Genomic DNA, 24,069 nt, shown 5'->3' with positions numbered 1-24,069 from the left:
CTACCGCGCTCCAGATTTCTTACGATCCTAGGATAGTAAGAAAGCCGTCTGCAAACAACTCACCGCGCCAGTTCCTTCAGCCCTAGCCGGATGAGCTTGGCCGAATCCGCTCCCTCGCCGGCAGCCTTCAACGCCGCCGCCACCGCATTCGCCGCGACGTCGCGCGAATAGCCGAGATTGGCGAGTGCCGAGACGGCGTCGGCTATCGGCGCAGGCGCGACGCCCTCTCCCAGTTCCTGCTTCAGACCGATCGTGCCCGACGCGGCGCCCGCATAGGCCGGCGCCTTGTTCTTCAATTCGGTGACGATGCGCTCGGCGACCTTCTTGCCGACACCAGGCGCGCGGGAGACCGTCGCCACATCGCGCAGCGCAATCGCGTTGGCGAGGTCCGCCGGTGACAGCGTCGAGAGCACGGCCAGCGCCACCTTGGCGCCGACGCCTTGAACGTTGTTCATCAAGAGGCGGAACCATTCGCGCTCCAGCGCCGAGCCGAAGCCGTAGAGCCGGATCACATCCTCGCGCACATAGGTCTCGATGAAGAGTTCCACCGCCTCACCCGCGCCGGACAAGGCGGACAAGGTCCGCAAGGGGCAAAAGGCGACATAGCCGACGCCATGCACGTCGATGACGCAATGATCCTCGCCGATCTCGTCGACGACCCCCTTCAGCTTGCCGATCATCCCGGGAACCCGTTCATGGATGCGTATCCGGCGCGATGAGGGGAACCGTAGGAAAATAGCGCCGGTAACCCGACGGATCCCTGGTCAACAATGCATAGCCCCTGATCGCGGCATGCGCGCCTATGAGAAAATCGGGCAGAACCTTCTCGCGTTTCCCGCCGGCGCGCCGATAAAGGGAAAAGGCACGTGACGCGGCAAACGCTGCGGCCCAAGGAAGGCCCTCCCGGCGAAACTCATCGGCGGGAATAAGCTGGTCCACCTCCTCCGGCGCCTCATAACGGACGGCGAATTCCGAATAAATGATCTGATTGATCAGCATGACGCCCGTGCGACGCGCCCGTTCCAGTTCCCGCCGCGACCACGCAAGCCAGTCAGGATCACGTACGGCCACGTCGATGAGGACATTGGTATCGATCAGGGTCGCCACCTCAGCGATCCCGCGTCATCGCCATGACCGCATCGGCATCGAGCGATGGATCACCCGTGCCTTCAAGTCGATCGAGCACCGAAAGAAACCGCTTCAGGCGCATTTCGTCCGCGGCGGCCCGGCGGCCATCTTTCGGCATGATCGTGACCTTGCCATCCTCGATCCCGAACAGCACCTCGCTGTTTGGCTCGATCCCCGCGATCTCGCGCAAGTCGCGCGGAATGGTAACCTGACCCTTGCTGCTGACCCGCATGATGTGAACTCCTATGGGAAGTAAAGAATATCCCTACATGCGGAACAAGTCAAGAACAAGCGCTGCAACAGCTATCGTCCCGCCATCGCCAGCCTGGCCGCCGCGCTCTGCCGGTGATGCGCGTGGCAGATGGCGATGGCGAGCGCGTCCGCCGCGTCGTCGGTATCGAAACTGGCGCGCGGCATGAGCACCTTCACCATCACGTGGATCTGCTTCTTGTCGCCGTGTCCGACACCGATCACCGTTTTCTTCACGGCGTTCGGCGCATATTCCGCCACCCCGAGCCCGGCCAGCGCCGGCACCAGCATGGCTACGCCGCGCGCCTGCCCGAGTTTCAAGGTCGCCACGGCGTCCTTGTTGACGAAGGTCGCCTCGACCGCCGCCTCGTGCGGCACATGTTCATGGAGCACCGCGACGAGCCCGTCATGCAATTGCTTCAGCCGTACCGCGAGCGCTGCCTTGTCGTCGGAGCGCACCGTACCGGACGCCACGAAGCGCAACGAATTGCCGAGCGTCTCCACGACGCCCCAACCGGTGCGGCGAAGCCCGGGATCGATGCCGATGATGCGAATCGCTGCCGCCATGACGCCACTTTAGCGCCATCCGCGCCGCATGCGACCGGTAACGTTGGGAGCGATACGGCTCAGCCGCGGGCGAACACTGTGTTGAGAAGCGTAATCTGGGCCGAAACGGGGTTACCCACCGCGCGTCGGCTAGGCTCCGCCTCTCCGCCGCCGTAGATTTCGTCGTCCATGCGCCGCACGACCGCCTGCAGGCTGAGCGAGCGGGAGACGATGTCCTTGAAGGCGTCCGGCAATTCCGGCCAGCCCGGCGCGTTCTCGTGGGCGGACGCGGTATCGAGCCTGACCTTCGCCTTTTCGGCGGCGACCTGCTCACGGGTCATCTCGCCGGAATTGGCGGCGCGCTGCAGCAGCAGCCAGGAAGCGACCTGCATCAGCCGTGTGGTAAGGCGCATCGATTCGGCGGCATAGAGGGTGGCGGCTACGCGCGACATCTTCTTCGCCTCCGCGCGGCCTTCCCTGTCGAGATATTCGGCGGCGCGCTCGACGAGGCCCATGCCCTCGTCGTAGAGCGGCTTGAAGCGCTGCGAGAATACGCGTCGCTCGGCGAGATTGATCGTCTTGGCGCTTTCCTTTTCAGGTTCGCCCATTTCATGCCGTCCTTCGCCTGATTCCCTGTCGCGGACCGGCGCCGAATGCCGCCCGATTCCGATTGCCCCAGCATGCTGCCCAGGGCCCGCCAACGCAAGACCATGTTTAACAAAGGGTTAATATGCCGCCGGGCCCAGCGGAGTCGGGCCGAAAGGGGCAAAAAAAGAGCCGCGGATGAGCGGCTCTCAGGAGTTTAACAGGGAGGCGTCAAACAAAGTGGCTCCAACCACTCGGTAAGAATCCAGATCACTGGATGGCGAGAGTAAACGCCCGTAAAGCTTAATGAAGGGTTAACGAACCATCGGGTTCTTACCGAAAATTGAAATTTTTCATGCCTTGCGGCCAGTTAACGCTGCAACGCCTGCGCTTCATCCACCCCTTGCCATCTCTCTCAGCCGGAATTTCTGGATCTTGCCGGTCGAGGTCTTGGGGATCTCGGTAAAGACGATCGTCTTCGGACACTTGAAGCGCGCGAGGAGCGCACGGCAATGAGCGATGAGTTCCGCCTCGGTAGCCGATCTGCCAGGCTTCAGTTCGACATAGGCCACCGGCGTCTCGCCCCATTTCTCGTCCGGCTGCCCGACGACGCCGCAGGCTGCCACGGCGGGATGCTTGTAGAGCGCCTCCTCCACCTCGATCGAGGAGATGTTCTCGCCGCCGGAGATGATGATGTCCTTTGAGCGGTCCTTGAGCTGGATGTAGCCGTCGGCGTGCATCACGCCCAGATCGCCGGAATGGAACCAGCCTCCGGCGAACGCCTCGTCCGACGCCGCCTTGTTCTTCAGATAGCCCTTCATGACGATGTTGCCGCGAAACATCACCTCGCCGATCGTCTCTCCATCCGGCGGCGTCTTCTCCATCGTCTTCGGGTCCATCACCGTCAGATCCTCGAGCGCCGAATAGCGCACGCCCTGCCGCGCCTTGCGCCCGGCCCGGCCAGCCTTGTCGAGCCCGTCCCATTCCGTATGCCACTCATTGACGACCGCCGGACCGTAGGTCTCGGTCAATCCGTAGAGATGGGTCACCGCGAAACCGGCGTCGGCCATGCCGGCCAGCACGGACTCCGGTGGCGGCGCGGCGGCGGTGTTGAAGGTAACCGTCTGCGGGAAATCACGTTTGTCGCCGTCGGCGGCGTTGATCAGCGTCGCCATGACGATCGGCGCGCCGCAGAGATGCGTGACGCCATGGTCGGCGATCGCATCGTACATCGCCCTCGCACGGACCCAGCGCAGACAGACATGCGTTCCCGCCTGCACGGCGAGCGTCCACGGGAAGCACCAGCCGTTGCAATGGAACATCGGCAGCGTCCACAGATAGACGCAATGCTTGCCCATGCCGGCGTGGACCGTGTTGGCATAGGCCATCAGCGCCGCGCCGCGATGATGATAGACGACGCCTTTCGGATTGCCGGTCGTGCCGGATGTGTAGTTCAGCGATATGGCGTCCCACTCGTCGTCCGGCATCGACCAGGCGAAACCCGGGTCGCCCTCGGCAAGAAACGCCTCATAGTCGAGCGAGCCGATGCGTGCGCCCTTCGGATAGGGGGCGTCGGCGGCGTATTGCGGATCGTCGAAATCGACCACCAGCGGCTTGACCTTCGCCAGCTTCAGCGCCTCGGCCATAACGCCGGAGAATTCCGTGTCGACGATCACGATCTTCGATCCGGCATGGTCGAGTTGGAAGGCGATGACCGCTGCATCCAGCCTCGTATTCAGCGAATGCAGCACCGCCTTCGTCATCGGTACGCCGAAATGCGCTTCGAGCATGGGCGGGGTATTGGCAAGCATGACGGTGACGGTGTCACCCTTGCCGATGCCTCGTTTGGAAAGCGCCGAAGCGAGCCGCCGCGAACGCGCATAGAAATCGCGATAGCTGGTCCGCAAATTGCCATGAACGATGGCTGTTACGTCCGGATAGACCTTGGCGGCGCGTTCCAGGAAGGAAAGCGGCGTCAGCGGCTGGTAGTTGGCGGCATTCTTGTCGAGGTCGTTCTCGTAGGGGTTGGCGGACATGAACATTCTCTCCGGGCGTTGCCGCCTTTAAGCACAGCCGCAAGGCGCCGTCATTGGAAGAATGGCGAACTATTCTGCTCATTCCTTGTCAGGAGCGATGCTGGCCGCTCTTTGCACCTGATCCTCCTCAAGCTTATGGTTCGGAAAACCGCCACCCTGCTAAATTACAAGTTACGGAAGATCGGCATGACCTTGACCATCCACGCCGGCGTCCTGAATGTGGCGTATGAGCAGTATGGTCCCGCGGACGGCTGGCCGTGCATCATGGGGCACGGCTTCCCCTATGACGCACACGCTTATGCCGAAACGGCGCCGTTGCTTGCTGAAGCCGGCGCGAGGGTCGTCGTCCCCTATCTGAGGGGCTACGGACCGACCCGCTTTCTCTCCGGCGAGACGCTGCGCTCCGGCGAGCAGGCGGCCCTCGGTGCCGATCTGAAAGCGCTGATGGATGCGCTCGGGTTCGAACGTGCCGTGCTCGGCGGCTATGATTGGGGCGGCCGCGCCGCCTGCGTCGTCGCCGCGCTCTGGCCGGAACGCGTCGAGGCGTTGGTCTCGGCCAATTCCTACAACATCCAGGACATCGCCCACTCCTTGGAGCCCGCATCGGCCGCCGAGGAAGCGACGTTCTGGTATCAGTATTATTTCCACTCAGAGCGCGGCCGGCGTGGCCTCGCCCGCGACAGGCGCGGCGTCGCGCGCCAACTCTGGCGCATGTGGTCGCCGAATTGGGCATTTGACGACCCGACATTCGAACGCACGGCCGCGGCCTTCGACAATCCGGATTTCGTCGAGGTCGTGATCCATTCCTATCGGCACCGCTTCGGGCTTGTATCGGGAGATCCGGCCTATGCGCTCATCGAAACCCGGTTGAGCGCGCAGCCGTCGATCGACGTTCCGACAATCACGATAGATGGCGATGCGGACGGGGTGAATTCCGGTACCTCGCACCATGCCGGGAAGTTCGGCGGTATGCATGAGCACAGGGTATTTCGCGCGGCCGGTCATAATCTGCCGCAGGAGCGGCCCGAGGATTGGGCGCGCGCCGTCCTCGATGCCAGGACGATTGCAAACGGCTGACCGCCGCTTTACGTGGCGGGCCTTACCAGACCGCCAGCGCTCCATCCCAGATCAGCTTCAGCGACAGCAGGAATATCAGTGCGTAGACGATCGGATAGAAGACTTCCGCCCGCATGCGCTTGATCATGGCGGCGCCGGCGACCGTAGCGACGGCGGCAACCGGCATCAGGATCGCGGCGGCGGTCAGGTTGCTCGTGTCGAGTTCGCCGAGCGCGAAATAGGGAACCAGTTTCACCGCATTCACCACGGCAAAGAAGACAACACTCGTCGCGGTGTAAAGCTTTGGATCCTGGCGGAGCGGCAGCGTATAGACTTGGTAGGGCGGTCCGCCGGCATGGGCGACGAAGCTGGTGAAGCCCGAAACCACGCCCCAAAATGAGCCGACGAGAACATTGTGGTCTCGCGGATGATCGCTTCCCGCATGTCTCTGCCAGAACCATCGGACCACGAAGCCGAAGGCGATGAGGCCGACGATGAGCTTGACCGCCGCCTCGGTGACCACGGCCGCCGTCAGCCAGCCGATACCGATGCCGACGATGGCGCCGGGAATAAGGATGCGGAAGGTCCGCCAGTCGCGGCTGACGCCGCGCCATGCCCACAAGGCCGCAATATCCATCAAGATGAGTATCGGAAGCAGGATCGCCGCCGCCTGCACGGGCGGCATGGCCAGCGCCATCAGGGGCACGCCGACGACACCGAGCGCCCCGCCGAAGCCGCCTTTCGACAGGCCGATGAGCACGACCGCCGGCACGGCCACGGCATAGAAGAGTGGATTTTGCAGGAGGTCGGTCATCGGCGGGCACGGTTGATCGCGAAACGCATAACGGCTTCCGGCTCGTTTGGCGAGGCCGATCGGTCTGTTCAAGACGCTCGTCCATGTTGTATGCCGCATTGCGACCAAGATCGCTTCGCATAGGCCAGGGTCAGCATCGAGGCTCGAAAAAGGGCGCCATGACGGCAACAGAAGAATTGAACCGCTGCCGCATCGTCCTGATCGCGCCGCGGATCGACGATCCGGCAAAGCTGAAATCTCTCGTCGCCGCCGCGACCGAGGGCGGCGACGTGGCCTCACTTATCCTGCCGGCCTATGGCGATGGTGAAGCGGTGTTCCAGCGCCGCGCCGAAGCCCTCGTTCCGATAGCGCAGGCGCACGGCATCGCCGTCATGATCGAGGGTGACACGCGCGTTGCGGGCCGCGTTGGGGCCGACGGCATCCATTTCGAGGGACGCAAGGACGGATTGGCGGAACTGATCGAAAAATTCCAGGACCGCATGATGATCGGCGCGGGCGGCGCGAAGAGCCGCGACGATGCGCTCGAACTCGGCGAGGCCCGACCCGATTACATGTTTTTCGGCCGCTTCGGCTACGACAATACGCCGGCGCCGCATCCCCGCAATCTTTCGCTCGGAGGCTGGTGGGCCGAGATGATCGAACTGCCCTGCATCGTCATGGCCGGCAACGAGGTCGCGTCGGTCGAGGCCGTGGCGGCGACGGGCGCCGAGTTCGTGGCGGTTTCAAGCGCCGTTTTCGGCGAGGAGGCGGACCCTGCCGGGCAAGTGACCGCCGCCAATGCCCTGCTCGATGAGCGCGCGCCGCGTTTCGAGGCCGGCAAATGAAGCGCGCCGCCGAGATCGCCGGTGCAGCCATGCTGCTCTTGACGCTCGTGCCGGGGAATGCCGCCGCCACCGACGACAGCCGCGGCGGCCGGGTGGTCAACCCGACCACGGACGTCAACCCGAAGCGCTACGGCTCGCAGCCGGCGGACCCGGCTTTCGGCGCGTATCAGCGCGGTCTTTACATAACCGCTCTCGACCTCGCCTTGCCGCGCGCCGAGAAAGGCGACGCCGCCGCGCAGACCCTGGCCGCCGAGATATACGCGCGCGGCCTCGGCGTGCAGCGCGACGAGAAGAAGGCGGCGGAGCTTTACGGCAAGGCGGCCGCGCAGGGCGTGGCGGCCGCTGAGTTCCAGTACGCGCTCTATCTGATGGAGGGCAGTGTCGTCCCGAAGGACGAAAAGCGCGCCGCCGAACTGATGAAGGCGGCGGCCGACGCCGGCAATCGTCTCGCCGCCTTCAACTACGCGCAGATGCTCGTCGAGAAGGATGACAGCGTCGACGGCATGGAAAAGGCCTACGACTATTACGAGAAGGCAGCCGCCGCCGGCCTCGCCGACGCCCAATATGCGATGTCGCAGGCCTTCGCGAACGGCATCGGCGGCAAGGTCAGGAACGACGAGGAAGCGCGCCGCTGGCTCTTGCTCGCCGCACACCAGAACTACGATACGGCGGAACTCGAGCTCGGCACATGGCTGGTGGAGGGGCGCGGCGGTCCCGCCGACCTCGAAGGCGGCTTCCGCTGGCTGAAGCGGGCGGCCGACGGCGGGAACGTCGCCGCCGAGAACCGCCTAGCCAAGCTTTATCTCAACGGCATCGGCATCAAGGCCGACAAGGTGGAGGCCGGCGCCTGGTACGTGCTTGCCCGTCGCGCCGGCCTGAGCGATCCGCAGATGGACATGTTCTTCTCCAGCCTTTCCACCGACGAGCAGAAGCGAGCGATCGAACGCGCCAACAAGCTGCGCTAGCGAACGCCCGCTCTTGCCTCTTTTCGCGTTTTATGGTCTTGGACGTGCCGAAAATCGCCCCTCGCGGCGATCCGGGATCAAACCTCATCCGAAAGCACCGACATGGCCAAGATCAACGGCAATGAAATCCGTCCGGGTAACGTCATCGAGCACAATGGCGGCCTGTGGGTCGCCGTGAAGACGAACGCCGTCAAGCCCGGCAAGGGCGGCGCCTACAACCAGGTCGAATTGAAGAATTTGATCGATGGCACCAAGCTCAACGAGCGCTTCCGCTCCGCCGAAACGGTGGAGAAAGTGCGGCTCGAGCAGAAGGATTTCACTTTTCTCTACGAGCAGGACCAAGCGCTTGTCTTCATGGACTCCGAGAGCTACGAGCAGCTTGAACTGCAGAAGGATTTCGTCGGCGACCGTGCCGCTTTCCTGCAAGACGGCATGACGGTAACCGTCGAACTCTACGAGGAAAAGCCGATCGGCATCTCGCTTCCCGATCAGGTAACGCTGGAGATCACCGAGGCAGACCCGGTCGTCAAAGGCCAGACTGCGGCGTCTTCCTACAAGCCCGCAGTGCTTGAAAACGGGGTGCGCGTTCTGGTGCCGCCCTTCATCTCGGCCGGCGAAAGGATCGTGGTCGACACGAACGAGATCACCTATCTGCGCCGGGCGGATTGATAAGGAAAGCGGCAGTCGGGAAGACCCGTTCCAGCGACACCGGACCGACTTCCTACTGCCGCCTGTCGACTGCGGCTATACGATCGCCGACGGCCAACTGACGAAAGACGCTCCCCCATGCCCCGTTCCGCGCTGCTCAACGTCATGGTCCAGGCGGCCACAAAGGCCGGTCGCTCCCTGGCGCGTGATTTCGGCGAGGTGCAGAACCTTCAGGTTTCGATGAAGGGGCCTGGCGACTATGTCAGCCAGGCCGACCGCAAGGCGGAAGAAATCATCTATAACGAACTGTCGAAGGCGCGGCCCGGCTATTCCTTCCTTATGGAGGAAAGCGGCACGGTCAAAGGCTCCGACGACCAGCACCGCTGGATCATCGACCCGCTCGACGGCACCACGAACTTTCTTCATGGCATTCCGATCTTTGCCGTCTCGATCGCGCTGGAGCGTCAGGGCGTGCTCGTCGCCGGGCTGATCTACAACCCGGCCATGGACGAGCTCTACACCGCCGAGCGCGGCGGCGGCGCCTTCCTCAACGACCGGCGCCTGCGGGTCGCGGCACGCCGCAATCTGAACGACGCGGTGATCGGCACCGGCATCCCGCATCTCGGCCGCGGCGACCACGGCCGCTATCTGGTCGAGCAGCGCAACGTTATGGGTGAAGTCTCCGGCATCCGCCGCATGGGTGCGGCCGCTCTCGACCTTGCCTATGTCGCGGCGGGCAGGCTCGACGGCTTCTGGGAAGATGCGTTGCATCCGTGGGACATGGCTGCCGGCATGCTCATCATCCGCGAGGCAGGCGGCTTCGTTACCGACAAGGCGGGCGGGCAGGACATCTTCGATACCGGCGGCATCGTCGCCGGCAACGAGGCGATCCACGCAGCACTCCTCAAGACGCTTAAGAAGCCGATCAAGGCCGCCGGCTGAGCAGGCTCACGCCTCGCCTATCTTGCATCCTTCGCCTTCATGGTTGGATCGGCGTCGGAGGATTCCCGGGATCTGCCGTTGAGTCCGGTTGCCGCATCGAGTTGTCCGGCAAAATCGTCAGCCTGGCTACCGAGATTGCGGCGCGTCGTCGGATCGATCACCGAAAGGGGCGTGCTGACCAGAAGGCCCGCTCCCGTCCCAACCGCCTTGGCCGTGCCGGCGGCAAGGATGGTGATGCTGTCGCCAAGCCCGATCTGTGATTCCGAAAGCGACTGCCCGTTGACCAGCCTTGTGCCGATGGCGCGAACGATCAGCGGGCTGGCGGCGAATTTGTCGTGATTCAGGTCGGCGCCGGGTGCTTTCAGCCGGGTGAGGTCGATGAAGGTGATGCCGTCTTTCTGCGCTTCCGAACGGTAGGGTTCGGCCTCGGGATCGATCTGTCCGAGCCGGTTCACATTACCCGCGACGAATCGCGACACGGCCAGCGCCCGATCGTCCTGCGAAACGAAGACGGTGAACTTCGGGTGGCGGCTGCCAAGATCGTGGAACTGGCGCCCGAAAACATCCACGTCGATATCGGGCGACGCCAGAATGACGTTCGCGATCTTCGGCGCGACATGACCGTCGCGGATCGCCATCTGTCGAAGGGATTCCATGGTGAGCCATGTGCCCATCGAATGGGCAAGCACGGTGACCTCGGAGACCTGCGGATCCTCCGCGAGAAGCCGCAACACGGTCTCCAGCCCGTCGCGCGAGTAGATGGTGCTTTCCCGGTCGTAATTGTAGTCGAACAGCTTGCCGGCCGAAGGCCAGGTGAAAAGGATAGGCGCGGCATCGGCATTCGAATCGTGTACGATCTGCGCGAAACGGTAGACGGCATCCTCGTAGCGGTTGTTGAAGCCGTGGACGAAGACGAGGACCTTCCGGTTCTTCGGCAAATTGCGACGCAGCCAGGCCCTGCCGGCGGCGGCTTCCGGCGGCAGTCGCTTCACCGCCACCGTCGTGAAATCCTTCTCGGGATTGGGCGGCAGACGGCGCGGCCATTGCACCTCGCCGACTTTTCGGGCCGAATCCGGCGGTATTGAAACGGAAATCTCGTCGACGGAATAGTTCTTGTCTCGCAGCCCCGTATAGAGAAGGCCGGGGTCCTTCGACGGCGAGCGCGTCGTTACGACAAGCATGTCCACCCGCGACGTACCAGGCGCGGTAACCGGTACAGGCTTCAAGACGCCCACCACATGACCACAGCCGGCCAAACCCAGAAACAGAAATCCGACGATCAAGGCAACGGCCGATCGTTTCGTGGAAAAAGGCGCCGATCCACCGGGCAGTTGGGCATCCTTGCGGCGTAGCATCCTGGTGGTCCCCTCGACCGAAATGAATGCCGTGCGCCCTAACGGCGACACGCTGCCCTCTGCGCTGCCCCGATACCCATAGCGGGCGCGGGGACCGCCGCCAAGCCACTCCGATGACCCGACAAGGGTTCTCACGCGTCCGATGCCTGAAGCGTGCGCTCGCAAGGAGCCGTCCAGCGGTCCACGGCCCGCCTCAGAAATCGGAAGATTCGGGCGTCCAGGCGCCGTCGCGGTTGGTTGACAGCAAGACAGCGCCTGCACTAGCTTCGCAGCTTTCCCGGGTATCATACCCGCTGCCGCGATCCAGATCGCCGGCCTTTCGATCATTGCAGGCGGTCCGCATCATGCGGCACCCATGGAGGAGAATAGAATATGCTGAAAACTGCTTTGCTGGCCTTGTGCGCCATCACCTTGGCTGCGGGGCCCGCTTCCGCCGGCGACCTCAAGGATGTCAAGAGCCGCGGTACACTGATCGTGGGCTCCAAGGCGGACTACAAACCGTTCGGCTTCCGTGATCCGTCCGGCGCGATCGTCGGCATCGAGCCGGATCTTGCGGCGGACATCGCCAAGCAGCTCGGCGTGAAGTTGGAAATTGTTCCGGTGGTCGCGGCCAACCGCATGGAATTCCTGAAGCAGGGCAAGATCGATCTCCTGATCGCCACCATGTCCGACAAACCCGAGCGTCGCAAAGTGGTTGAGGCGATCGATCCGCCCTACTATTCGGACTCGGTCAACGTGCTGATGTCGAACCGCGCCAAGGTGACATCCTGGGAAGAGCTGAAGGACAAACCGGTCTGCGCCACGATCGGCTCCTTCTACAACAAGTCCGTCGCCGAGAAGTATGGCGCCAAGATTGTCGGCTTCGATGGCTCCGACAAGCCGCTTTTCGCGCTCAAACAGGGCAATTGCATCGGCTATCTCTACGATCAGACCTTCATCCAGGGCAAACTGCTCGATCCGGCCTGGAGCAAGGAATATTCGATGCCGCTGAAAGGCATCATGGAAACGCCGTGGATCATGGCGGTCGCTCCCGGTGACGACGCGCTCAGGGATTTCGTATCCAAGGCGACCATCCAGTGGATGAAGGACGGCACCATCATCAAGGAAGAGACGAAGTGGGGCATCAAGCCTACCGACTACTCGCAGCGCATGCACGACAAGTATAAGGGCTGACCCTGGACGGACCGAGAAATGCGGCCGCCGAAGGGACCGGCCGTCGATTTGGACGCGGTGCGGAGTTGATCCGCGCCGCGAGCCGTATCTGATAGGGGACGGGCCGCTTGCTGCAATGGATCGCCGAATGGTTCCGTAACCTCTACGAGACCACAGGGCTCAACTTCACTATCTTCTACGATGCCTACGATGCGCAGCAATTCATCGCGGGCATCGGCATGACGATCTACCTGAGCGTCGTATCGATCCTGATCAGCATTGTCATCGGCGTCATCGGCGCCTGGTTTCAGATGTCGCGGTTCAAGCTTATACGCGGCGTCATCGAGGTGTTCGTCGTCATCTTCCGCAACACGCCTCCGCTGGTCCAGATCTTCTTCTTTTATTTCGGGCTGGGCGCGCTGCTGCCCTCGTCCTACAACGACATTGGCCTGCGCGAACCTTTCCTCACCAATGTGCAGTGGGCGATCGTTTCGCTTTCGCTGTTCGCCGGCGCCTTCAACATCGAGATTTTCCGCTCCGGTATCCAGGCCGTGCCGCGCACCACTATCGAGGCGGCCGAGGCGCTCGGCTATACCCAGCTTGGCACCTATCGCTACGTCGTCCTGCCGCTTGCGCTGCGCGTCTGCCTTCCGGCGCTGAACAACAACCTTGTCAATCTCCTGAAGACCACGACGCTCGCTTACGCCATCGCCGTGCCGGAGACGCTTTACGCCTCCGCGCAGATCTGGGCGCAATCGCAGAACGTCACGGAGATGATGTGCGTACTGTTGGCCGTGTTCGTTCTCCTCGTCGGTGTGCTCGTCTGGATCATGCACCGATGGGAGCGCGCGCTGCGCATTCCCGGGTTCGGCCGATGAAGACGGGTACGCCGGGAAAGACGACGGACCTGCCGGTCCTGCTCGATATCGTGCCGACGGCACCGGTCTTGCGGCTGCGCCTGTGGCACGGCGTTGCGCTTTTCGGCGCCGTCCTCCTGTTTTCGTCCATAGCCGGCGCACAGACGGGTTCCACTGAAGCCTCTCCGATCGCCGTGATCATCAAATGGATGCCGCTGCTCCTGAGCGGCTTTCTGTTCAACCTCCTGCTGTCGGTGCTTTCGATGGCGCTTGGCACCCTCCTGGGCCTGCCGCTCGGCCTGATGCAGCTTAGCCATCTACGCCCGCTGCGCGCCTGTGCCTGGGCTTTCACCCAGTTCTTCCGGAACGCGCCATGGCTGGTCCTGCTTTTCTTCGCCATGTACCTCGTTCCCTACCAGTTCCAATTTGGCGAGATGACGATTCCGTTCCCGGATTGGATCAAGGCCGTGATCGGCTTCGCGCTGCCGGTCATGGCGAATGTCGCCGAGATCGTGCGCGGCGCGGTGCAGTCACTGCCCGGCGGACAGTGGGAAGCGGCCGAATCGCTCGCCTTCACCAGGCGCCAGACCATGTGGATGATCATCCTGCCGCAATGTCTGCAGCGAATGCTGCCCCCATGGATGAACGTCTACTCGATCATCACCATGTCGACCGTGCTCGCCTCGATCGTCGGCATCAACGAGATGCTGACTCTCACCGCGCAGGTGCATAACGCCGAAGGCGGGAGGCCGGATCTTCTTGCGCCGCTCTACGGCTTCGCGCTTCTGTGCTTCTTCATCTACTGTTACCCGATCAATCTGTGGACCGTGCGTCTCGAAAGACGCTTCCACGTCAAGAGCTGAGGTCGTCATGCCCGCATGGACCCCCGACCAGCCAATGGTGCGCCTGTCGGACGTGCACAAATCCTTCGGCGAGTTCGAAGTGCTGAAGGGCGTGAGCTTCGATGTGAGGAAGGGCGAGGTGATCTGCATCATCGGCCCTTCCGGTTCGGGCAAATCGACCCTGATCCGCTGCATCAATGCCCTCGTGCCGATCAATTCGGGCTCGATCCTGGTCGAAGGCCTGGAGGTCAACGATCCGGCGCTGGACAAGCTGGCGCTTCGCCGCAAGGTCGGCATGGTCTTCCAGCAGTATAATCTGTTTCCACACAAGAACGCGCTGCAGAACATCATGATGGCGCCGCTGCACGTCCTCAAGCAGGATCGCGGCGAGGTCGAGGCCCGGGCGCATACGCTGCTCAAGAAGGTACGGCTGGAAGGTAAGGCGGACGCCTATCCCGGCGAGCTTTCCGGCGGCCAGCAGCAGCGCGTCGCGATCGCGCGTTCGCTCGCCATGCGGCCCGACCTGATGCTGTTCGACGAGGTGACGGCGGCGCTCGACCCCGAAACGGTCAAGGAAGTGCTGGTTACGATACGCGAGCTGGCGCAGGAGGGCATGACCTGCATCCTGGTCACCCACGAGATGGGCTTCGCGCGCGAGATCGCCGACCATATCTACTTCACCGATCACGGCATCATCGTCGAGCACGGACCGCCGGCCGAGCTTCTGGACAATCCACGCGAGGAGCGCACTCGCGCCTTCCTCGAGCAGGTGCTCTGACGAAGCGCGGCAGACAGCGGCCGACGGACGCGAGGCACTCTGTTCATCCGATCGCGCTCCCACCTTTCATTTTGGTCACAATTCCGATTAGAGTCTCGGCCACTTTTCGGCGGCGGTTTTCGAGGCAAGGCGCATGGCATTTTTCGGCAAAGCAGGCGAGGACGACGAATACGACCCCTACAGGCTTTCGAGCCCGCAGGTCTTCGTGCTCACCATGCTGATTTTCCTGGCGATCTCGGGATTTGTCGCCGCGATCCTCTATCGCCAGGTGTCTCATGCCTTCAACGCCAATCCCGGCCTGAACGGCCTGATCGTCGGCGTGCTGGCAGTCGGCGTCCTGCTCGCCTTCGCGCAGGTGGTCCGCCTCTTCCGCGAGGTGCGCTGGGTGAACTCCTTCCGCGCCGGCTCCGAGGCGGGTAATCCGGTGCTGCTGGCGCCGATGAAGGCGCTTCTGTCGCGCTCCTCCTCGATGGCGCTTTCAACCTCTTCGCTTCGCTCCATCCTCGATTCGCTTGCCACCCGCCTCGACGAGAGCCGCGACATCGCCCGCTACCTGATCGGCCTGCTCGTTTTCCTCGGACTGCTCGGCACCTTCTGGGGCCTATTGCAGACCATCGCCTCGATCGGCACCACCATCCAGTCGCTCGATCCCAGTTCCGGTAACACGAACGACGTGCTGGAAGCGCTCAAGGCCGGGCTGTCCGCGCCGCTTTCGGGCATGGGCACGGCCTTCTCCTCCTCGCTGCTCGGCCTTTCAGGCTCGCTCATCCTCGGCTTCCTCGACCTGCAGGCGAGCCGCGCCCAGAACCGCTTCTATACCGAGCTCGAGAACTGGCTCTCCTCGGTCACCGATCTCGGTTCGGACCTCGCCGTCGCCCATGCCGGCAAGAGCGGATCGGCCGAGGAGATCCGCGCCCTTTCCGAGCGCCTGCGTGCGGTGCAGGAGACGGGCGGTTCCAATCAGCGGGTCGCCGCGGCGATGGCCAATCTAGCCGACGGCATCTCCGGACTGGTCAAGAACATGCGCTCCGAGCAGCAGATGATGCGCGATTGGGTGGAGGCGCAGTCCGACGAGCAGAAGGAAGTGCGCGCGACGCTGGAAAAGCTCGCCGAGGCCATCCGCAAGCGGGAGATCGGCTAGATGGCGCTGGCGCGCGGACGCACGACCCGCACGATCGACTATTGGCCGGGCTTCGTCGATGCGCTGTCGACGCTGCTTCTGGCCATCATGTTCCTGCTCACCGTCTTCGTGCTGGCGCAGTTCCTCCTGAGCCGCGAGATCAGCGGCAAGGACGAGGCGCTCAACCGTCTGAACTCGCAGATCAACGAGTTGACGCAGTTGCTGGCGCTGGAGAAATCCAACACCCAGGACGCCCAGGACCAGATCAGCAATCTGCAGGCGTCCCTTTCCGCCGCCCAGGCCGATAAGTCACGTCTCGAACAATTGCTGGCGCGCGGCTCCGGCTCGGCGGACGCCGCCAATGCGAAGATCGGCAACCTGTCCAACGAACTCGACAATCAAAAACAGCTCAGCCAGCGCGCCATGTCGCAGGTGGAATTGCTCAACCAGCAGATCGCAGCACTCAGAACGCAGATCGCCGCGCTGGAAGACGCGCTCGATGCCTCGGAAAAGAAGGACCAGGAATCGAACACCAAGATCGCCGATCTCGGCCGCAGGCTGAACGTCGCGCTCGCCCGTCGGGTACAGGAACTGAACCGCTACCGCTCCGACTTCTTCGGAAGGCTGCGTGAGATCCTCGCCGACCGCAAGAACATCCGTATCGTCGGCGACCGCTTCGTTTTCCAATCGGAAGTGTTGTTCCCCTCGGGCTCCGACCAGATCAATGAGGCCGGGCAGGGAGAGATGAAGAAGCTCGCCGACGCGATCATCGAATTGCAGAAGGAGATCCCGCCGGAGATCAACTGGGTGCTGCGCGTCGACGGCCATACCGACGACGTGCCGCTTTCCGGCAGCGGTCGCTTCCACGACAATTGGGAACTATCGAGCGCGCGCGCCATCGCGGTGGTCAAGTTCCTGATCGCCAACGGCGTGCCGGCCGATCGCCTCGTCGCCGCCGGCTTCGGCCAATTCCAGCCGCTTGACCCGCAGGACACGGATGAGGCGCGCGCCAAGAACCGCCGCATCGAGCTCAAGCTGACGGAGCGCTGACCAGAAGGCCACGCAGCTTTTCCGCCAGTTCCTTCGCATCCCCGCACACGAGCACGATCTTGCCGCGTGAAGTCGCGCCGGAAAGGATGGAAACATCCCGGCGCGGCACGCCGATCCATTTGGCCAAGAGCCTGGTAAGCGCCTCATTGGCTGCGCCTTCGGACGGCAGCGCACGGACACGGGCCTTCACATGGGACCGGCCGTCCGCCCCAACCTCGATGCACTCGATCGCATCCCGGCTCGATTTCGGCGTCAGCCGAACGGCAAGCGTCACGCCTTGCGGATGCGCCGCGAACGGCTCGCCGGCGACTGTTTGGGCGCTGTTGTTCAAACTCTGAACCAGGTCGCGGCAAGCGCCAGAAGCCCCGGCAGACCTTGAATGAGGAAGATACGTCCGTTCACCGTCAGCCCGCCGAATATCCCGGCGATAGAAACGAAGCCGAGAAAGATCAAACGCGTCAACTCGCCGACCGGGCCGAAGCTCAGCCCCCACAGCAGTCCGATCACGATGAAGAGGTTGTAGAGGCCTTGACTGGCGGCAAACGCCCGCGTCTGCCTCGCGAATTCCTCGGATATACCGAACGCCCGGCGACCGGCGGCGGTGTTCCACAAGAACATCTCCAGGACCACGATATAGACGTGGATCAGGATGACCAGCACCACCAGTATCTTCGCGATCATGAACCCGCCTCGCTATGCGCCTCTGAAAACTATGTCGTGCTTGGTAACCGAATTGTGCAAGCGGATGAACCGGGCGGCCCTCGCGCGCTTGTCACCTTTGGTTGATGGGTGCGAGTTTCAGAAACAATAGACTGCCAGAAGGATGCCGGGCCCTTACCGAAACGGATTCCGTATCCGGAGCTTTCCTTCAATCACCAATCCGTCCTGCATGTCTTCCGACCAAAGCACCCCACAGCCGGCCGTAAGGCCCACGGCAACCATGAGCGCATCGAAGAAGGAAAGCCGGTATCGTTCCGCAATCGCGATTGCTTTCGCATGCGCTTCGACTTCAAGCGGGATCACCGGCCTGCAAAGCGTCTGGATGATGCTTACGGCCTCGCGTATCTCACCCCACGGCATTCCCATTTTCCGACGCGCGACATTCGTGAATTCGTTCAACGCCTGAACGCTTATCACGCACCCTTTCCTGAGCAGCCCATCGGCTGTGTCGGCGCGAGGGTCTGTGCTGAACGCATAGATCAGCACATTGCTGTCCAGCATTTCCAGCGCGGAAGCGCTCATCGCGAATTGGCTTCGTCGCGATCGAACTTCCATCCAATAGGCAGTGGTCTGCGCATCGACCGTATCCGCTCAAGAGCCCGCTCCCGCGTCCGATCCCGTTCAATATCGAACGCCCGTTCGCCTGCGACACGAATGTCGATCTCGTCCCCTTCTTTCAGGTCGAGCGCCTCGACGACCGCCGCAGGCAGCCGGATGGCAAGACTGTTACCCCACTTGGAGATCTGCATGTCCGATCCTCATAGATATACATTATGAATGTATATCTATGCCGTCGGTTCGTCAAACCAACGTTTTGCAGGATGCTGTAGATCTACTCCGCTGCGCGTCGAAAGGCGTCGATACCGCTGTCGAATTGCAGCCTGGCGAGGCGCGCATAGATGCCGCCCTTGCGCACGAGGCTCTGGTGCGTGCCTTCCTCGACGATCCGGCCCTGATCCATCACGAGGATGCGGTCGGCCTTCAGCACCGTCGCTAGTCGGTGCGCGATGACCAGCGTCGTGCGGCCCTGCATGAGACGCTCCAGCGCCGTCTGCACCAGCGTCTCGCTTTCCGCGTCGAGCGCCGAGGTCGCTTCATCAAGGAGCAGGATCGGCGCGTTGCGCAGGATGGCCCGCGCGATGGCGATACGCTGCCGCTGCCCACCGGACAGCGTCACGCCGCGCTCGCCCGCCATCGTGTCGTAACCCTTTTCCATGCGACGGATGAATTCGTCTGCGAGCGCGTCTTTCGCCGCCCGCTCGATTTCCACTTCCGACGCGTCTGGGCGGCCGAAGGCGATATTGTCGCGGATGCTTGCCGCGAAGACGGTCACTTCCTGTGGTACGATGGCGACACGCGAACGGGCCTCGCGAGGATCGGCGTCGCGAAGGTCGACGCCATCGATGCGCACGACGCCGGTATCCGGATCGTAGAAGCGCAGGATCAGCGAGAAAAGCGTGCTCTTGCCAGCGCCGGACGGACCGACGATCGCGACTGTCTCGCCGGGCCTCGTCGTAAACGATATGCCGGAGATCGCCGCCTGCGCCGTGCGCGTCGGATAGGTGAAGGAGACGTCCGCGAATTCCACCACGCCGGAGGCATTGGCCGGCATCGGAGCGGGCTTCGCGGGGGCTGAGATGGAAGGCGTCTCGGCAAGAAGTTCCGACAACCTTTCCGCCGCGCCTGCGGCGATCGAGAGGTCCCCCCACGCTTCCGAAAGCGAGCCGAGCGCGCTTGCCGCGAGCACGGAATAGATGAGGAACTGGCTGAGCGTGCCGGCGGTCATCGCGCCTGAAAGCACGTCGGCCGACCCGAACCAGAGCACCGCCACGACCGAAGAGAAGATCATGAAGATGGCGAGGAAGGTGAGGAAGGCGCGCGCGAAGATGGAGGATTGCGCGGCGCGGAAGGCGGCTTCCACCGCCTTGCCGAAGCGGCCCGCCGCTATTTGCTCGTTGGTGAAGGCCTGAAGCGTACGCATCGCGCCGATCTGCTCGCTCGCGAAGGCCGTCGCCCCGGCAAGCGTGTCCTGCGCGAGCCTAGACTTGCGCCGTACCGAGCGGCCGAAGGCGATCAGCGGCACCACGATGACGGGGATGGCGGCGATCACCAGACCGGAGAGCTTGGGGCTCGTATAGATCATCATCGCAAGCGCGCCGAGGCTGAGGATGATGTTGCGCAGCGCCACAGACGCGGTCGGGCCGACGGCCGCCTTGATCTGCGTGGTGTCCGCCGTCAGCCGCGAGACGATCTCACCCGATTGCGCCTGGTCGAAGAAGGATGCCGAAAGCCGCGTCACATGGGCGAAAACGTCGCGCCTCAGGTCGGCGACCACGCGCTCGCCGAGCGTGATGACGAAATAGTACCGACCCGCCGAGGCCAGCGCGAGCAGCGCCGCGATTGCGATAAGCGCGGCAAAATAGTCGGCGATAAAGGTCGAGTCCGCATGCGTGAAGCCCTGGTCGATCATGCGACGAACGGCAATCGGCAGGGAAAGCGTCGTCACCGCCGCAAGCACCAGGAAGAACAGAGCGCCGGCGACCTTGCCCCTGTAGTGGGCGAGATAGGGTGCCAGCCGTGCCAACGGCTTCAGCGATTTGCGGCGGCGTTCCTGAGCGTCGGCTTGTGCATCGGCCAGCAAACCGGATTTAGGGTTCGCCATATCTCTTTCGGCTCCCGTCTTTGCGTCCTAAACGTGCGGGGCGCTTGTGCCTGGAGGCCGGCTGATGTATAGGCGGCGCCGACCGTCATAAAGCCGTAGCCTCCAATGGGCGCGGCTTCAAGTTTCGACAGTGGGCGACATCGCCGCAGGCATGCCGCCCCTATAGCCCGGACAGACACGATGAAAGCCGATACCCATCCCGATTATCACACGATCAAGGTCGTCATGACCGACGGCACAGAATACGAGACCCGTTCGACCTGGGGCGCCGAAGGCGACACGCTGCGCCTCGACATCGACCCGACCACGCATCCGGCCTGGACCGGCGGGCAGCAGACGCTGCTCGATCGCGGCGGTCGCCTGTCGAAGTTCAAGAAGCGCTACGAGGGCCTCGGCATCTGAGCCGTTTTCCTTATTTCGCAAAGAACCCGCCCGTGTGGCGGGTTTTTTGTTGGCCGCACCAGCTCGCGGAACCAAAACCGGACTGGACCATTGGCCTGCCGAAGGGAGCAAGCTGCGAAGGAGACGCTCCTATGAGGCTCAATACCATTTCCACGCTGGCCGGCTTTACCGGCGCCTTGGCTGTGGTCTCGGCACTAGCTGTCGCTCCGGCATCGGCGGCGGGCCCGGCAGACCCTTCCGGCGGTGGACAGGCTCAGGACCAGTCGTCGCGGGAGAACTGCCAGGCCAAGCCGGACACCAAAAAGGACGATCGGGCCGGATCGGCTACCAGGAAACTCGGCAAATGCGGCGGCGTGCTGCAGCCGCCCGAAATCAACGATCCGGGGCTGGTCAAGCCGGCGCCCGATGCAGGCGAGATGCCGGTCATCAAGCCGGGCGAGGTGCCCGAACAGGCGCCGAAGCAGAAATAGAGCCTGCTGTTGCCGGGATGCGTCCTTCGAGGCTCGTTCCGCTCGCACCTCAGGATGAGGACGGTTTGTGCCTGCCTGCCAGTACTAAATTCTGAAGGGCCAAAGGCGTGATAGGCAGGCGACGGTCACAGCCCTCCCTCATCCTGAGGTGCGAGCGGAACGAGCCTCGAAGGACGCGCGCGGAGCAATCGCTTGGCACAGCGTGCAGCAGGAAGGCACCATGCCTGCTTAAGCAGCGCTGAGCTTCGCCAGCGTTTCGTCGTCGACCTCGAAATTGGCGTAGACGTTCTGCACGTCGTCGTCGTCTTCTAGCACGGAGACGAGCCTGAGGAGCGACTGCGCGCGCTCCTCGTCGACGGGAACGTTGTTCTGCGGTTTCCAGATGGTCTTGACCGATTCCGCCTCGCCAAGCGTCGCTTCGAGTGCCTTGGAGACGTCGCCGATATTCTCGAAGGCGCAGAGGATGGTATGCCCCTCCTCGTCCGACTGGACATCGTCGGCGCCGGCCTCGATGGCGGCGTCCATCACCTTCTCCGCGTCGCCCGCGCTCGCCGGGTAGACGATCTCGCCGACCCGGTCCCACATGAAGGAGACCGAATTGGTCTCGCCGAGCGCACCGCCGGCCTTGGTGAAGGCGGCGCGCACGTTGGAGGCCGTGCGGTTGCGATTGTCGGTCAGCGCCTCCACGATGACGGCGACGCCGCCCGGCCCGTAGCCCTCGTAGCGGACCTCGTCATAGTTCTCGGTATCGCCGCCGGCAGCCTTGTTGATGGCGCGCTGGATGTTGTCCTTGGGCATGGATTGCGCCTTGGCGGCAAGAACGGCGAGCCTGAGCCTCGGGTTCATGTCCACGTCTGGGGTGCCCATCTTCGCCGCGACGGTGATTTCGCGCGCCAGCTTGGAAAACATCTTCGCCTTGACCGCGTCCTGACGGCCCTTGCGGTGCATGATGTTCTTGAATTGTGAATGGCCGGCCATGGAGCCCCTTGTCTGCCTGCTGATATGGAATGGAACGGCGCGCCTTATAGCGGGCCGAGCGGAAATCGGCAATCCGGCAATAAGCAATCGGCAATAGGGGACGATAATCCGGATTCAGTGCAAGCGGGAGCCTTCGGAATCTATTCGACTGCCTACTGCCGCCTCCTTTTCCTTGCCAGCATGTTCAGCGCCTCGACCAGCGCCGAGAAGGCCATGGCCGCGTAGATGTAGCCCTTCGGCACGTGATAGCCGAAGCCGTCGGCGATCAGCGTCATGCCGATCATCAACAGGAAGCCGAGCGCCAGCATGACGATGGTGGGATTGGCCGCGATGAATTTGGACAGCGGCTCGGCCGCGATGAGCATCGCCACCACGGCGCAGATCACCGCAATGAACATGATGGCGATATGGTCGGTCATGCCGACGGCGGTGATGATGGAATCGATCGAAAAGACGATGTCCAGCAGCAGGATCTGGAAGATCGCCGCGCCCATCGTCATCGACACCTTGCCGGTGATATCGCTGCCTTTCGCTTCGGGAGCGTCGAGATCAACGGCATGATGAATCTCGCGCGTGGCCTTCCAGACGAGGAAAAGGCCGCCGGCAATGAGGATGATGTCACGCCAGGAGAAGCCGTGTCCGAACGCCGTGAAAATCGGCGTGGTGAGTTGGACGATGATGGAGATGGTGAAAAGCAGCGCCAGCCGCAGGATCAGCGCCAGGCTGATGCCGAGCCGCCTGGCTCGCTTCTGGTGCTCGGCGGGCAGCTTGTTGGTCAGGATGGAGATGAAGATGAGGTTGTCGATCCCCAGCACGATCTCCATGACCACCAGCGTGGCCAGAGCCGCCCAAGCGCTCGGATCGGAGATGAAGGAGAGATGGGGCGTAAGCTGGTCCAACAGGGCCATGGGCCGGCAGGTCTCCGCAATATGACCGGGCACAGGTAGGGAGGCGCGGACGCGGCGTCAACCGTGAAAAGGCAGTCGGGGTTGCGACCGCCGATTGCCGACTGCCCGTTTCTACTTCCAGAATGCAGGCACCGTCTCTTCCAGCCTCGGCCCGAGCCTGAGCGGTGCAATCTTTTCGGCGAGCCCGGTGCGATCGGATATCTCGATGCCGAGGCCGCAGATGGTGGCCGGTCCGGCCGCCGCCTCGAAGCGGCCCTTCGGCACTTTGGAGAGGAAACGGTTGAGCGGCTCGTCCCAGACCATGCCGATCGAGGAATCGTAGTCGCCGCACATGCCGGAATCCGACATGAAGCCGGTACCGCCGGTCAGGATCTGGTGATCCGCCGTCGGCTGGTGCGTATGCGTGCCGACAACCAGGCTGGCCCGGCCGTCGACGAAATGGGCGAAGCACAGTTTTTCAGAAGTGGCCTCCGCATGGAAGTCGATGACGACCGCGTCCGCCTGTACCCCAAGCGGGCAGGCCTCGAGTTCCGTCTCGGCGGCCTGGAACGGATCGTCGAGGTCCGGCTGCATGAAGAGCCGCCCCATGATGTTCGAGACCATCACGCGCGCGCCATTCTTCGCCATATAGACGCCGGAGCCGCGGCCTGGCGTGCCCTTCGGGAAATTGACCGGCCTCAGGAAGCGTTCCTCGCGCGGCGCGAACTCAAGCGCCTCGCGCTGGTTCCAGACATGGTTTCCGGTCGTCACTACATCGGCGCCCGCGTCCAGCGTCGCCCGGAACATTTCCTCGGTGATGCCGAAGCCCCCGGCGGCGTTCTCGCCATTGACAATGACGAAGTCGAGATTGAGGTCGGAGCGCAGACCGGGAAGCTGTTCATAGACCGCGGTACGGCCCGCCCTGCCAACCATATCGCCGAGAAAGAGAAGTCGCATTTGTCCTGCCGGGGAAGGAGAATGGCCGGGGCGCGAGAGCGCTACG

Annotated in this window: 29 protein-coding genes; 13 read left to right on the top strand and 16 right to left on the bottom strand. The window is 63.1% G+C overall.

Features of this window, described 5'->3' with window-relative positions; genetic code table 11:
* Positions 1-59: 59 nt before the first annotated feature.
* The 6 genes from ruvA to RBH77_RS07690 form a co-directional block, all read right to left on the bottom strand.
* Complete coding sequence (ruvA, locus tag RBH77_RS07715) at positions 60-680, bottom strand: Holliday junction branch migration protein RuvA (RefSeq protein ID WP_311031551.1); 621 nt, start codon at positions 678-680, stop codon at positions 60-62.
* A 13-nt stretch (positions 681-693) separates the two neighbouring features.
* Entirely contained in the window at positions 694-1,107 is a 414-nt protein-coding gene (locus RBH77_RS07710) for a type II toxin-antitoxin system VapC family toxin (protein WP_311031550.1), read from the bottom strand.
* A 1-nt stretch (position 1,108) separates the two neighbouring features.
* A complete protein-coding gene (locus tag RBH77_RS07705; RefSeq protein ID WP_311031549.1) occupies positions 1,109-1,360 on the bottom strand; it encodes an AbrB/MazE/SpoVT family DNA-binding domain-containing protein in 252 nt (83 codons plus the stop codon).
* A 71-nt stretch (positions 1,361-1,431) separates the two neighbouring features.
* Positions 1,432-1,944, bottom strand: a complete 513-nt coding sequence (gene ruvC, locus RBH77_RS07700) for a crossover junction endodeoxyribonuclease RuvC (protein ID WP_311031548.1) — start codon at positions 1,942-1,944, stop codon at positions 1,432-1,434.
* A gap of 59 nt (positions 1,945-2,003) precedes the next feature.
* Positions 2,004-2,531 (bottom strand): protease adaptor protein RcdA, encoded by a 528-nt coding sequence (gene rcdA, locus RBH77_RS07695; protein WP_311031547.1) that lies wholly within the window; start codon positions 2,529-2,531, stop codon positions 2,004-2,006.
* A 369-nt stretch (positions 2,532-2,900) separates the two neighbouring features.
* Positions 2,901-4,544 (bottom strand): acyl-CoA synthetase, encoded by a 1,644-nt coding sequence (locus tag RBH77_RS07690; RefSeq protein ID WP_311031546.1) that lies wholly within the window; start codon positions 4,542-4,544, stop codon positions 2,901-2,903.
* Positions 4,545-4,730: 186 nt separating this feature from the next.
* On the opposite strand from RBH77_RS07690, the gene RBH77_RS07685 reads away from it, so the two are divergent.
* On the top strand, positions 4,731-5,621 hold the full coding sequence (locus RBH77_RS07685; RefSeq protein ID WP_311031545.1) for an alpha/beta fold hydrolase: 891 nt from the start codon (positions 4,731-4,733) through the stop codon (positions 5,619-5,621).
* Between the two features lie 22 nt (positions 5,622-5,643).
* Here RBH77_RS07685 and RBH77_RS07680 read toward each other — a convergent pair whose 3' ends face one another.
* On the bottom strand, positions 5,644-6,414 hold the full coding sequence (locus tag RBH77_RS07680; RefSeq protein ID WP_311032461.1) for a sulfite exporter TauE/SafE family protein: 771 nt from the start codon (positions 6,412-6,414) through the stop codon (positions 5,644-5,646).
* A 158-nt stretch (positions 6,415-6,572) separates the two neighbouring features.
* Here RBH77_RS07680 and RBH77_RS07675 point away from each other — a divergent pair, with 158 nt between their 5' ends.
* The 4 genes from RBH77_RS07675 (at position 6,573) to RBH77_RS07660 (ending at position 9,793) form a co-directional block, all read left to right on the top strand.
* The gene (locus RBH77_RS07675; RefSeq protein ID WP_311031544.1) at positions 6,573-7,238 is read left to right on the top strand and encodes a thiamine phosphate synthase; all 666 of its coding nucleotides are present in this window, start codon (positions 6,573-6,575) and stop codon (positions 7,236-7,238) included.
* Positions 7,235-8,203 (top strand): tetratricopeptide repeat protein, encoded by a 969-nt coding sequence (locus RBH77_RS07670; RefSeq protein ID WP_311031543.1) that lies wholly within the window; start codon positions 7,235-7,237, stop codon positions 8,201-8,203. Before RBH77_RS07675 ends, RBH77_RS07670 begins: the two co-directional genes overlap by 4 nt.
* Positions 8,204-8,305: 102 nt before the next feature.
* A complete protein-coding gene (gene efp / locus RBH77_RS07665) occupies positions 8,306-8,872 on the top strand; it encodes an elongation factor P (protein ID WP_311031542.1) in 567 nt (188 codons plus the stop codon).
* A gap of 117 nt (positions 8,873-8,989) precedes the next feature.
* The gene (locus RBH77_RS07660; protein WP_311031541.1) at positions 8,990-9,793 is read left to right on the top strand and encodes an inositol monophosphatase family protein; all 804 of its coding nucleotides are present in this window, start codon (positions 8,990-8,992) and stop codon (positions 9,791-9,793) included.
* 17 nt (positions 9,794-9,810) lie between these two features.
* Here the strand turns inward: RBH77_RS07660 and RBH77_RS07655 are convergent, their stop codons facing one another.
* Positions 9,811-11,148 carry an alpha/beta hydrolase gene (locus tag RBH77_RS07655; protein WP_311031540.1) on the bottom strand — a complete coding sequence of 446 codons (1,338 nt, stop codon included), beginning with the start codon at positions 11,146-11,148 and terminating at the stop codon, positions 9,811-9,813.
* Positions 11,149-11,520: 372 nt separating this feature from the next.
* On the opposite strand from RBH77_RS07655, the gene RBH77_RS07650 reads away from it, so the two are divergent.
* The 6 genes from RBH77_RS07650 to RBH77_RS07625 all read left to right on the top strand — a co-directional run bounded on the left by RBH77_RS07650 (position 11,521) and on the right by RBH77_RS07625 (position 16,947).
* A complete protein-coding gene (locus RBH77_RS07650) occupies positions 11,521-12,321 on the top strand; it encodes a transporter substrate-binding domain-containing protein (protein WP_311031539.1) in 801 nt (266 codons plus the stop codon).
* 110 nt (positions 12,322-12,431) lie between these two features.
* On the top strand, positions 12,432-13,178 hold the full coding sequence (locus tag RBH77_RS07645) for an amino acid ABC transporter permease (RefSeq protein ID WP_311032459.1): 747 nt from the start codon (positions 12,432-12,434) through the stop codon (positions 13,176-13,178).
* On the top strand, positions 13,175-14,020 hold the full coding sequence (locus RBH77_RS07640) for an amino acid ABC transporter permease (RefSeq protein ID WP_311031538.1): 846 nt from the start codon (positions 13,175-13,177) through the stop codon (positions 14,018-14,020). Before RBH77_RS07645 ends, RBH77_RS07640 begins: the two co-directional genes overlap by 4 nt.
* Positions 14,021-14,027: 7 nt before the next feature.
* Positions 14,028-14,777, top strand: coding sequence for an amino acid ABC transporter ATP-binding protein (locus RBH77_RS07635; protein ID WP_311031537.1), 750 nt, complete (start codon positions 14,028-14,030; stop codon positions 14,775-14,777).
* 133 nt (positions 14,778-14,910) lie between these two features.
* A complete protein-coding gene (locus RBH77_RS07630) occupies positions 14,911-15,918 on the top strand; it encodes a MotA/TolQ/ExbB proton channel family protein (protein WP_311031536.1) in 1,008 nt (335 codons plus the stop codon).
* Positions 15,919-16,947 carry a peptidoglycan -binding protein gene (locus tag RBH77_RS07625; protein ID WP_311031535.1) on the top strand — a complete coding sequence of 343 codons (1,029 nt, stop codon included), beginning with the start codon at positions 15,919-15,921 and terminating at the stop codon, positions 16,945-16,947.
* Here the strand turns inward: RBH77_RS07625 and RBH77_RS07620 are convergent.
* The 5 genes from RBH77_RS07620 to RBH77_RS07600 all read right to left on the bottom strand — a co-directional run bounded on the left by RBH77_RS07620 (position 16,928) and on the right by RBH77_RS07600 (position 20,329).
* On the bottom strand, positions 16,928-17,278 hold the full coding sequence (locus RBH77_RS07620) for a DUF167 family protein (RefSeq protein ID WP_311031534.1): 351 nt from the start codon (positions 17,276-17,278) through the stop codon (positions 16,928-16,930). The genes RBH77_RS07625 and RBH77_RS07620 overlap by 20 nt on opposite strands.
* Entirely contained in the window at positions 17,275-17,628 is a 354-nt protein-coding gene (locus tag RBH77_RS07615) for a DUF1304 domain-containing protein (protein ID WP_311031533.1), read from the bottom strand. The genes RBH77_RS07620 and RBH77_RS07615 overlap by 4 nt, the downstream gene beginning before the upstream one ends.
* Positions 17,629-17,781: 153 nt before the next feature.
* Positions 17,782-18,189: a PIN domain-containing protein gene (locus RBH77_RS07610; protein ID WP_311031532.1), complete on the bottom strand. Its 408-nt coding sequence runs from the start codon at positions 18,187-18,189 to the stop codon at positions 17,782-17,784.
* Positions 18,186-18,416 (bottom strand): AbrB/MazE/SpoVT family DNA-binding domain-containing protein, encoded by a 231-nt coding sequence (locus tag RBH77_RS07605; protein ID WP_311031531.1) that lies wholly within the window; start codon positions 18,414-18,416, stop codon positions 18,186-18,188. The genes RBH77_RS07610 and RBH77_RS07605 overlap by 4 nt, the downstream gene beginning before the upstream one ends.
* Positions 18,417-18,499: 83 nt before the next feature.
* On the bottom strand, positions 18,500-20,329 hold the full coding sequence (locus RBH77_RS07600) for an ABC transporter transmembrane domain-containing protein (protein ID WP_311031530.1): 1,830 nt from the start codon (positions 20,327-20,329) through the stop codon (positions 18,500-18,502).
* 180 nt (positions 20,330-20,509) lie between these two features.
* On the opposite strand from RBH77_RS07600, the gene rpmE reads away from it, so the two are divergent.
* Both rpmE and RBH77_RS07590 read left to right on the top strand, forming a co-directional pair.
* Complete coding sequence (gene rpmE, locus RBH77_RS07595; RefSeq protein WP_311031529.1) at positions 20,510-20,731, top strand: 50S ribosomal protein L31; 222 nt, start codon at positions 20,510-20,512, stop codon at positions 20,729-20,731.
* Between the two features lie 131 nt (positions 20,732-20,862).
* The gene (locus RBH77_RS07590) at positions 20,863-21,201 is read left to right on the top strand and encodes a hypothetical protein (protein ID WP_311031528.1); all 339 of its coding nucleotides are present in this window, start codon (positions 20,863-20,865) and stop codon (positions 21,199-21,201) included.
* A 228-nt stretch (positions 21,202-21,429) separates the two neighbouring features.
* On the opposite strand, the gene RBH77_RS07585 is transcribed toward RBH77_RS07590, so the two are convergent.
* The 3 genes from RBH77_RS07585 to RBH77_RS07575 all read right to left on the bottom strand — a co-directional run bounded on the left by RBH77_RS07585 (position 21,430) and on the right by RBH77_RS07575 (position 24,023).
* Positions 21,430-22,179 (bottom strand): YebC/PmpR family DNA-binding transcriptional regulator, encoded by a 750-nt coding sequence (locus RBH77_RS07585; protein ID WP_311031527.1) that lies wholly within the window; start codon positions 22,177-22,179, stop codon positions 21,430-21,432.
* A gap of 152 nt (positions 22,180-22,331) precedes the next feature.
* On the bottom strand, positions 22,332-23,087 hold the full coding sequence (locus tag RBH77_RS07580) for a TerC family protein (RefSeq protein WP_371832849.1): 756 nt from the start codon (positions 23,085-23,087) through the stop codon (positions 22,332-22,334).
* A gap of 111 nt (positions 23,088-23,198) precedes the next feature.
* A complete protein-coding gene (locus tag RBH77_RS07575) occupies positions 23,199-24,023 on the bottom strand; it encodes a TIGR00282 family metallophosphoesterase (protein WP_311031526.1) in 825 nt (274 codons plus the stop codon).
* Positions 24,024-24,069 lie beyond the last annotated feature (46 nt).

This window comes from Mesorhizobium koreense (genome assembly GCF_031656215.1).
In the GTDB taxonomy this organism is placed as follows: Bacteria; Pseudomonadota; Alphaproteobacteria; order Rhizobiales; family Rhizobiaceae; genus Mesorhizobium_L; species Mesorhizobium_L koreense.
Note: the sequence above shows the minus strand (reverse complement) of the source record. Positions and strands in the feature narration are given on the sequence as shown.

Bases quoted from the DNA above. Each gene is read 5' to 3' on its own strand.
- ruvA (WP_311031551.1), bottom strand. From the start codon at position 680: ATGATCGGCAAGCTGAAGGGGGTCGTCGACGAGATCGGCGAGGATCAT.
- RBH77_RS07705 (WP_311031549.1), bottom strand. From the start codon at position 1,360: ATGCGGGTCAGCAGCAAGGGTCAGGTTACCATTCCGCGCGACTTGCGC.
- ruvC (WP_311031548.1), bottom strand. From the start codon at position 1,944: ATGGCGGCAGCGATTCGCATCATCGGCATCGATCCCGGGCTTCGCCGC.
- rcdA (WP_311031547.1), bottom strand. From the start codon at position 2,531: ATGGGCGAACCTGAAAAGGAAAGCGCCAAGACGATCAATCTCGCCGAG.
- RBH77_RS07690 (WP_311031546.1), bottom strand. From the start codon at position 4,544: ATGTCCGCCAACCCCTACGAGAACGACCTCGACAAGAATGCCGCCAAC.
- RBH77_RS07685 (WP_311031545.1), top strand. From the start codon at position 4,731: ATGACCTTGACCATCCACGCCGGCGTCCTGAATGTGGCGTATGAGCAG.
- RBH77_RS07680 (WP_311032461.1), bottom strand. From the start codon at position 6,414: ATGACCGACCTCCTGCAAAATCCACTCTTCTATGCCGTGGCCGTGCCG.
- RBH77_RS07675 (WP_311031544.1), top strand. From the start codon at position 6,573: ATGACGGCAACAGAAGAATTGAACCGCTGCCGCATCGTCCTGATCGCG.
- RBH77_RS07670 (WP_311031543.1), top strand. From the start codon at position 7,235: ATGAAGCGCGCCGCCGAGATCGCCGGTGCAGCCATGCTGCTCTTGACG.
- efp (WP_311031542.1), top strand. From the start codon at position 8,306: ATGGCCAAGATCAACGGCAATGAAATCCGTCCGGGTAACGTCATCGAG.
- RBH77_RS07660 (WP_311031541.1), top strand. From the start codon at position 8,990: ATGCCCCGTTCCGCGCTGCTCAACGTCATGGTCCAGGCGGCCACAAAG.
- RBH77_RS07655 (WP_311031540.1), bottom strand. From the start codon at position 11,148: ATGCTACGCCGCAAGGATGCCCAACTGCCCGGTGGATCGGCGCCTTTT.
- RBH77_RS07650 (WP_311031539.1), top strand. From the start codon at position 11,521: ATGCTGAAAACTGCTTTGCTGGCCTTGTGCGCCATCACCTTGGCTGCG.
- RBH77_RS07640 (WP_311031538.1), top strand. From the start codon at position 13,175: ATGAAGACGGGTACGCCGGGAAAGACGACGGACCTGCCGGTCCTGCTC.
- RBH77_RS07635 (WP_311031537.1), top strand. From the start codon at position 14,028: ATGCCCGCATGGACCCCCGACCAGCCAATGGTGCGCCTGTCGGACGTG.
- RBH77_RS07630 (WP_311031536.1), top strand. From the start codon at position 14,911: ATGGCATTTTTCGGCAAAGCAGGCGAGGACGACGAATACGACCCCTAC.
- RBH77_RS07625 (WP_311031535.1), top strand. From the start codon at position 15,919: ATGGCGCTGGCGCGCGGACGCACGACCCGCACGATCGACTATTGGCCG.
- RBH77_RS07615 (WP_311031533.1), bottom strand. From the start codon at position 17,628: ATGATCGCGAAGATACTGGTGGTGCTGGTCATCCTGATCCACGTCTAT.
- RBH77_RS07610 (WP_311031532.1), bottom strand. From the start codon at position 18,189: ATGAGCGCTTCCGCGCTGGAAATGCTGGACAGCAATGTGCTGATCTAT.
- RBH77_RS07605 (WP_311031531.1), bottom strand. From the start codon at position 18,416: ATGCAGATCTCCAAGTGGGGTAACAGTCTTGCCATCCGGCTGCCTGCG.
- RBH77_RS07600 (WP_311031530.1), bottom strand. From the start codon at position 20,329: ATGGCGAACCCTAAATCCGGTTTGCTGGCCGATGCACAAGCCGACGCT.
- rpmE (WP_311031529.1), top strand. From the start codon at position 20,510: ATGAAAGCCGATACCCATCCCGATTATCACACGATCAAGGTCGTCATG.
- RBH77_RS07590 (WP_311031528.1), top strand. From the start codon at position 20,863: ATGAGGCTCAATACCATTTCCACGCTGGCCGGCTTTACCGGCGCCTTG.
- RBH77_RS07585 (WP_311031527.1), bottom strand. From the start codon at position 22,179: ATGGCCGGCCATTCACAATTCAAGAACATCATGCACCGCAAGGGCCGT.
- RBH77_RS07580 (WP_371832849.1), bottom strand. From the start codon at position 23,087: ATGGCCCTGTTGGACCAGCTTACGCCCCATCTCTCCTTCATCTCCGAT.
- RBH77_RS07575 (WP_311031526.1), bottom strand. From the start codon at position 24,023: ATGCGACTTCTCTTTCTCGGCGATATGGTTGGCAGGGCGGGCCGTACC.